Below are 7,937 nucleotides of genomic sequence, written 5' to 3' on the forward strand. Positions count from 1 at the left end.
AAACTTGCTTTCCTGGTTTCCTCATCATTGGCGAAATGATGAGGAAACCAGGAAAGCAAGTTTTAATTCTGAATTTATTTCTTATGCGGTTCATAAAGAATGGTTTAATAGATCTTTGAATGATTCTAATCGCTACATTTATATTGTAGAAGCAGTTTCATAAGGGTCAAGAGGCTCTTGTTTTATAAGGAGTTATACCCCACAAAAGGACTTATGAAACCAGTTCTAGAATGATTAAAACTTGCAATTTATCAACTAAGGAAATTGCTTTCAAAAGAAGATTCACTTAAAAAACGATACTTTTATAAGTTATTTGCCAACCTTTTTAGCATGGTGATGGGGTTAATCACTGCCACTATAACCCCTCGGGCGCTTGGCCCTCAAACCTATGGCAATTTTAACTTCCTGACAAATTTTTTCCATCAAATTGTTGCTTTTTTGGATATGGGCACTTCTATAGGGTTCTATGCAAAGCTTTCTCAAAGGCAAAAAGATTACGCTTTAATAACCTTTTATTTCTATTTTATGGCAATTGTTGCTGGTTTGGTAATTCTATTTCCCATCGTAGCATTTAAGACCTCCCTATTTAAATTCATCTGGCCTGACCAGACGATACATTTTGTTTTTCTGGCTGCTCTATTTGGTATTTTAACCTGGCTAATCCAGATATTAACCAAAATTACTGATGCTTATGGATTGACAGCTCCGGCAGAGATTGTTAAAGCCCTGGAATGCGGATTTTTGACTTTAATCCTGGGGCTTCTCTATATATTTGGGAGGTTGAATTTAGAAAGCCTATTTTACTCTCAAATATTTTTATCAGTTATTTTAGGTTTTGTCTTTTGGTGGATAATTAAGCCCAAATGTAAGGAGATAGGGTGGAAGATAAATACTACCAAGATTAAAAATTATCTCAAAGAATTTTATACATATAGTCATCCATTATTTGTATATGCTTTGGTGGGTTTACTCGTAGGTTTATTGGACAGATGGCTACTTCAAATATTTGCAGGAAGCAGAGAGCAAGGATTTTATGGATTATCCTATACGATTGGCGCATTTTGTTCCCTTTTTACCGGGGCAATGCAGCCATTGCTGATGAGGGAATTTTCTATTTCTTATGGAGATAAGAATATAGAGCAGATGAAAATTCTCTTTAGAAAATATATCCCCCTATTTTATTCAATTGCCGCTTATTTCGCATGTTTTGTTGCCATTCAATCAGCAAAGGTTGTGTATATTTTTGCTGGAAGCAAGTATCATGCGGCAATTTTACCTGTTGCTATAATGGCTTTTTTTCCCATCCATCAGACCTATGGACAGCTAAGCGGCTCTGTGTTTTATGCAACTGATCAGACTGCTTTATATCGTAATATCGGTATCACTATGATGCTAATAGGATTGCCGATAACCTATATTTTACTCGCACCAACGAATATGTTTGGGCTTGAGGCAGGAGCTTTAGGTTTAGCAATTAAAATGGTTGCTTTACAATTTATTACCGTTAATATACAATTATATTTTAATGCCAAGTATCTCAGATTCTCTTATTTTAGGTATTTGGGACACCAGATATTGGTTTTATTATGCTTTACAGGCTTAGCAGGTGTATCATATCTGGTGATTGATTATTCAATAAATAATTTAAATGTAGTGATAAGATTTCTCTTATCAGGAATGGTTTATACAGGCTTAGTGGCTCTCCTTACATATTATGTGCCTATTGTTTTCGGTTTAAATAAGCCTCTGTTAAATTCAATAATTAGTATGTGTTTAGCTTTAAGGGAACAAATGAAATCCGAAATCAAAAAAACAAATTCAAATGACTAAAATTAAAAATTCAAAACAATATAATTTAGAGGAACGAACGCTAATGTTTAGAATTTTGAATTTAGATATCGTTTCGTGCTTCGGATTTCGTACCTTCTTTCATTTTAACTTCCTTTCTTCTTCTCGTCTACCTAAACATATACTATAATTTTAAATGCTTAAGATGTCAAGAGTAAAGGGATATTTTATTACAGGGCTGATTGCGGTTATCCCTATTGCAGCAACCATTGCTATCCTTATCCTTTCTTTAAAGGTTGTAAATAGCCTTTTAAGTATGCCCATATCCAGGGCTTTTGGGATAAAATATAGATTTTTATCTGGCCCTCTTGACTTTTTTTCTGGGGTGTTCATTACAATTCTTGTTATCCTTATTGCTGGATATATTACCACAAACCTAGGAAAAAGGGGGGTATTTGGATGGATAAAAAATTTAGTAGGAAGGGTTCCTGTCATAAACAACCTCTATGCCTCAGTAAAACAGCTTGTTGAGATCTTTATTCTAAATAAGGCAATTGAAGGGTTCACCAGGGTTGTGTTGGTTGAATATCCAAGAAAGGGATTGTACGCCATTGGTTTTGTAACCGCCAAGTCAGGAGAGGATATGGATAAGGAAACGGGAAAAAGGCTTATAAATGTTTATTTTCCAAACTCATTTGATCTAGCCTCTGGCTTTTTTGTCTTAATAGATGAGGATGAGGTGATAAAGTTGGATATTCCGGTTGATGAAGGCTTTAAAATGGTAATCTCAGGAGGCCTTATTGTTCCAGAGAAATGGCAATAAAAGATTTAGAATTTAGGATTTAGGAATTTAAAATGTCAAAGGTAAAAGGATATTTTATTACAGGGCTGATTGCGGTTATCCCTATGGCAGCAACCATTGGCATTCTTATTTTTTCTTTAAAGATTACCAGAAGCCTTTTAAGTATGCCCATATCTAGGGCTTTAGGAATAAAATATGGATTTTTGTCGGGTTTTCTTGACCTTTTTGCTGGGGTTTTTATTACCATTCTTGTTATCCTTACGGCAGGATATATTACCACAAAGATAGGGAAAATAGGTGTATTTACCTGGATTGAGGGTTTAATGAAAAATCTTCCGGTGGTAAATAGCCTTTATACCTCGATAAAACAACTGGTTGATATTTTTATCTTAAATAAGGCAATTGAAGGGTTCACCAGGGTTGTGTTGGTTGAATATCCAAGAAAGGGATTGTACGCCATTGGTTTTGTAACCGCCAAATCAGGAAAGAAATTAGACGAGCTTACTGGAAGAAGGCTTATTAGCATTTATGTTCCAAAGCCATTAAGCATTGCCTCTGGTTTTTTTATTCTAGCCTGCGAGGATGAGATTATTCAGCTAGACATCCCTCTTGATGAAGGCTTTAAAATGGTTGTCTCAGCAGGGCTTGTTATTCCAAAATGACAAAAAAAGACTTGGGTTTGCAAGTAGCAGAAAAATTGGGCTTTAAAAAGGATGACGCAATCCTTATAGTAGATAAGATTTTTTCCGCAATAACAGAGATTCTTAAAGAAAATAAAAGGATTGAAATTAGGGGATTTGGAAGCTTTGCTGTTGTCCAAAGAAAGCCAAAGAAGGGAAGGATAATAAAAACACAAGAGGTAGTGAATATACCTTCCCAGAAAACCGTTGTATTTATTAGGGGAAAGAAGATGGAGAATTTAGAATTAGGATTTAAGATTTAAAACAATTGATTCAAATTCCTAATTCCTAAATCCCAATTCCTAAATCATTTTCTGATTGGCTAAACATATTGTGCATATCCTCTGGAGGCTCTACCACAAAGGAGAGGGGTTTATTTGTTATGGGATGGGGAAAAGATAAAGAAAAGGCATGGAGGAAAGAGCGATTGATTAAGCTTGTCTTTTTTCCATATGCCTTATCACCGATTACAGGGTGTTGGATGCTTGCCAGATGAACCCTTATCTGGTGTGTCCTTCCTGTTTCAAGGGAAACCTCTAATAATGACATATCCTTTCTTCTTTCTAATACCTTGTAAAATGTCTTTGCTTTCTTCATCTTCCTCCCATAGGGTTTCATCAACACCCCTCCTTTTTTTGGCCTTCCAATGGGAATTGAAATTTCTCCCTTATCTTCCTTTACACTCCCTAATACCCAGGCAAGATACCTTCTCTTAACAAAGCGCTCTTTTATCATCTTTACTAATCTTTCGTATGCCTCTTTTGTTTTTGCTATAACAATAAGCCCGGATGTATCCTTATCAAGCCTGTGGACAATCCCTGGTCTATCTGGATTACCTGTATCTGGAAGGGAGGTATGAAAAAGGAGGGCATTAACCAATGTCGCCTTCCTTATCTTTGCTGTTGGATGGGTAATCATACCCGCTGGCTTATTGACAACAATTATATCAGAATCTTCATAGACAATATCCAAAGGAACATTTTCTGGCTTAATTGCGGTATCTTCAAAGGCAATTTCAATCCTTTCCCCTATTTTTGTCTTATGATGTGGCTTTATAAATTTTCCATCTACCTTAACTTTGCCCTCCTTTATCAAAAATGCTACCTTTGACCTTGATAAATTAAGCCTTTTTGATAAAAATATATCAATTCTTTCACCCCCTCTATCAACTATAGTATCTTCCATTACTTAGTGCAAAAATAGATAGGGTTGTGTTTATCTGTTAAAAATTCATCCACCTTTTAAGAAATTTTGAATTCTAAATTTCAAAATTCAACATTCAAAATTCATAATTTTATAAAGTTTTCCTTAAGATTATCTAAACACATACATTTTGTAAAGCGTTATGGAATTAACTATACCTTAAGCTTGCCATCCATCTATTTTATTATACTTAACTTTATGGTAATATATCCAGCAATTGATATTAGGGAGGGAAGGGCTTACACAGGGAGATTTTAAAAGGTAATTGTTCAAAAATCTCTTAAGGAAGGATTTCGAGGCCCTGTGGAAGGCAAAGGCGGTTGTAGCTTCCAATGTAGGTGGTATTCCTTTGCAGATAAAGCATAAATACTCCGGTCTTTTATGTCATTCCATTGAAGGTGCTGCCTTTGCCATAAAACAGTTGCTTAATAGTCCAGAATATGCCAAAAAATTAGGAGAAAATGGCAAAGAGCATATAAAAAATAATTTTCTCCTTACCAGACACTTAAGGGATTATATGCTCTTATTTCTTTCTTTATCTCACAATGAGGATATTGTTTATTTATAGCATCTTTCATAAATGATTCAGAGAGACAGATTAAATCAGTAAACTTTGGCAAAGTTTAAGATAGCTATTTGGTATAGGATTTTGCTATCCTTACCTTTCCCTTTTTCTTAAGCCAATCATACCAATTCCCTAAGATTCTATCCCTCTTTTTAGCTAATGCATAACCCCTTATTTCTTTATATTCCTCCTTAAACCTTTTTTCTTCGGATGACAGGAATTTATTAACCCTTATGATATGAAAGCCAAACCCTGTTTTTGTTACGGTGGAAACCTCATTTTCCTTTAAAGAGAAGATAACCTCGGAAAGCTCAGGGGCAATAAACCTTCCATAGGCTACCTCGCTGTTTAATTTCTCAAGCAAATCCCTGTTTTCCTTTGTATCGGTTCCCGAAAGGACAAGCTTTGGAAGTATTCCAATCCTTCCTTGATACCTTTTTGAAAAGCTACCATTGGAATAAAGGGAAACACCCTGTTCAAATGTTAGTGTTCCGCCTCTTATCTTTTCTAAAACAAGGTCTGCTGTTTTTGATGCACTTCCAATTGCTTCGTCTTCATTCCTTAATTCTTTTTTTATCTCTTCTTCTGCCTCTTTTAATGTCTTTGGAACATCGGGCTTTTTCTCTTCGCATTTAATGATATGATAGCCAAATCTTGTCTTTACAATATCGGATATTCTCCCTGGCTCTAAGGCATAAGCGGCCTTTTCAAAATCAGGGTCCATCCTTCCTGGGCCAAAAAATCCTAAGTCTCCACCGTTAACCTTTGAGGGGCAATCTGAATTATTCTTGGCAAGCTCGGAAAAATCAGCACCACTCCTTAGCTGTTGCATAATGGAAGAAATCCTATTTTTCGCTGCCGTATCTTGCTCCTTTGTTGGCTTTGGAGGAACAAAAACAAGGATGTGCCGAACCCTTATGTCTCCTGGCTTTTTGTAATTATCCTTAAATTCATCATATTGCTCCTTTATCCTTTTAGAAGAAACATAGAATGTTGGATCAATAAGAATATGGGAGACATCTGCCTGCTTATAATTATCATTAAAAAACTCCCTAATTTCAAAGTTTGTAACATCAATTGGGTCACAAACAATGCTTTCCATCTTTGAGATTAAAAGCTCATCCCTTACCTCATTTTCTTTGGCTCTCCAATATGCTGAATTCCAAACTTTTCTTGCCTGCTGATATGTTGCATCATCGGGAAATGAAAGTCTCATTGCCTGAATTACCTCTTTATCTGTTACAGAAAGACCCATCTTCTTTGCCTCTTTGAATAAAAGCTTTCTCTTTATTACCTCATCCAATGCCCTTTTATCAAGGTCAGGAATCATAGACTCATCAAAATCCTTAAACCTTTGTTTATACCTTTCTACTATCCTTCCCTTTGATTCCCTATACTCAATCTCGGTAATCTCCTTTCCATCTATTGAGCCATACAAAGGCTCTTTGCTTTTATACTGGCTTCCTGTCTGTCTCATTCCCCAGCTTATGAATATTGTTCCAATCACAAAGCTTATCATCAAAGCCCAAAATATTGGTTTTGCCTTTCTCCTTAATACCCTTATCATAGCCTAAAGATTATCTTTATACATCTCCTCGTGTCAAGGATTTTCTAGGGGAATAAAATAAAAAAACTACTCTCAGGCGTTTCTGTAAAAATTTAGCAAATTTTAATCTTAAGTGCTTGTAAATCAATATGTTACAAAGTTTTTTGTTTCATTATCGTAAGTCTTTTATTTTCAAAGGATTATAAAAAAATTACGGGAGCTCTGTGAGAAGCTGTTATCCCAAACTCCGGATTTTACATAAAAAGAAAGCATTGTTTCGCCAAAGGATTTTTGCCTTTCTAAAACAAAAGAGCCAATTTTTTCTTCTATCTTCTCCTTTTTATGATGCTGGGCGATGAGCATTCCATCATCTTTTAGCATTGCTTTTTTATCTATTAGATAAAGCGTTTTATTTACAAGGAAATCTCTATAGGGAGGGCCAAGAAAGATAATGTCAAAGGAATCCTTTAGCTTCAAAGAGAAAACATTTGCTGTAATAACCCTTGCATTATCCATTTTAAGCCTTTTTAAAACCTCCCTTATTTTCTTTGCCTGTTCCCTATCCCTTTCCACAAAAACACAATAGCTTGCCCCTTTTGATAATGCCTCAATGCCACAAGCGCCTGTCCCGGCATAAAGGTCAAGGAAATATGCTCCCTTTAGCTTTGGCTCTATTGATGAAAATAGGGATTTTTTTACCCTGGCAAGGATTGGCCTGGTTTTTAAGCTTGGGCCTGGAATTTCTGCTTTCTTCTTAATCCCTCCAATTACTCTTGGCATAATGTAACCATAATTCGTATGTGTTTAGCTGTTTAAGAAATTTTGAATTCTAAATTTTGAATTTTGGATTGAAGGTTAAGTTTTATAAAATTTTTCCCCTTTTAATTCAAAATTCAACATTCAAAATTCATAATTTTATAAAGCGTTGTGGAATTAACTATAAATTCCAAGCATCTTTATCGCAGGAATGGTAATATCATTTTCTGTAATTAGCTTCATACAATTAAAGTGTCCCTTTGGGCATTTTTGGGGTCCATGTGGGCTACAGGGACGGCAAGGAATGGATTTTTCAACAATTATGGCAGAGCTAGTTTTATAAGGACCAAAGCCCATTTCAACTGTTGTAGGGCCAAGAATAACTATTGTTTTTTTATTTAAGCCATAGGCTAGGTGGATTATTCCCGTATCATTCCCAATAATAAGAGAACATCTTTCAAAAAATAGGGGGAGCTCTGAAATGCTTATTTTTCCACAGGCAATTATGGGCTTATTTCTTGCCATTGCCTGGATTTTATAGGCTTCATTTAAATCAGACACCCCTCCAAAGATAATTGCCTTTGCTTTGTATTGAGC

General features: G+C 35.5%; 9 protein-coding genes. 5 read left to right on the plus strand and 4 right to left on the minus strand.

Annotated features, from left to right (window positions below; translation table 11 throughout):
• The first annotated feature begins 336 nt into the window (after positions 1-336).
• The 4 genes from AB1397_06810 to AB1397_06825 all read left to right on the plus strand — a co-directional run bounded on the left by AB1397_06810 (position 337) and on the right by AB1397_06825 (position 3,533).
• Positions 337-1,830, plus strand: coding sequence for an oligosaccharide flippase family protein (locus AB1397_06810; GenBank protein MEW6482687.1), 1,494 nt, complete (start codon positions 337-339; stop codon positions 1,828-1,830).
• A gap of 163 nt (positions 1,831-1,993) precedes the next feature.
• Complete coding sequence (locus AB1397_06815; GenBank protein ID MEW6482688.1) at positions 1,994-2,611, plus strand: DUF502 domain-containing protein; 618 nt, start codon at positions 1,994-1,996, stop codon at positions 2,609-2,611.
• A gap of 32 nt (positions 2,612-2,643) precedes the next feature.
• Positions 2,644-3,252 (plus strand): DUF502 domain-containing protein, encoded by a 609-nt coding sequence (locus tag AB1397_06820; GenBank protein ID MEW6482689.1) that lies wholly within the window; start codon positions 2,644-2,646, stop codon positions 3,250-3,252.
• Positions 3,249-3,533 (plus strand): HU family DNA-binding protein, encoded by a 285-nt coding sequence (locus AB1397_06825; GenBank protein MEW6482690.1) that lies wholly within the window; start codon positions 3,249-3,251, stop codon positions 3,531-3,533. The genes AB1397_06820 and AB1397_06825 overlap by 4 nt, the downstream gene beginning before the upstream one ends.
• 25 nt (positions 3,534-3,558) lie before the next feature.
• Here AB1397_06825 and AB1397_06830 read toward each other — a convergent pair whose 3' ends face one another.
• Positions 3,559-4,455 carry an RluA family pseudouridine synthase gene (locus AB1397_06830; protein MEW6482691.1) on the minus strand — a complete coding sequence of 299 codons (897 nt, stop codon included), beginning with the start codon at positions 4,453-4,455 and terminating at the stop codon, positions 3,559-3,561.
• Positions 4,456-4,738: 283 nt separating this feature from the next.
• Between AB1397_06830 and AB1397_06835 the strand changes: the two genes are divergently transcribed.
• Positions 4,739-5,041, plus strand: coding sequence for a glycosyltransferase (locus AB1397_06835; protein MEW6482692.1), 303 nt, complete (start codon positions 4,739-4,741; stop codon positions 5,039-5,041).
• 64 nt (positions 5,042-5,105) lie between these two features.
• Here the strand turns inward: AB1397_06835 and AB1397_06840 are convergent, their stop codons facing one another.
• From AB1397_06840 to AB1397_06850, 3 genes are all read right to left on the minus strand, one after another.
• Complete coding sequence (locus AB1397_06840; protein ID MEW6482693.1) at positions 5,106-6,605, minus strand: peptidylprolyl isomerase; 1,500 nt, start codon at positions 6,603-6,605, stop codon at positions 5,106-5,108.
• 171 nt (positions 6,606-6,776) lie between these two features.
• Entirely contained in the window at positions 6,777-7,364 is a 588-nt protein-coding gene (rsmD, locus tag AB1397_06845; GenBank protein MEW6482694.1) for a 16S rRNA (guanine(966)-N(2))-methyltransferase RsmD, read from the minus strand.
• 153 nt (positions 7,365-7,517) lie between these two features.
• The coding region (locus AB1397_06850) for a glycosyltransferase family 9 protein (protein MEW6482695.1) at positions 7,518-7,937 on the minus strand (420 nt) is incomplete at its 5' end.

The sequence above is a fragment of the bacterium genome (assembly GCA_040756715.1).
Lineage (GTDB): Bacteria > UBA9089 > UBA9088 > UBA9088 > UBA9088 > JBFLYE01.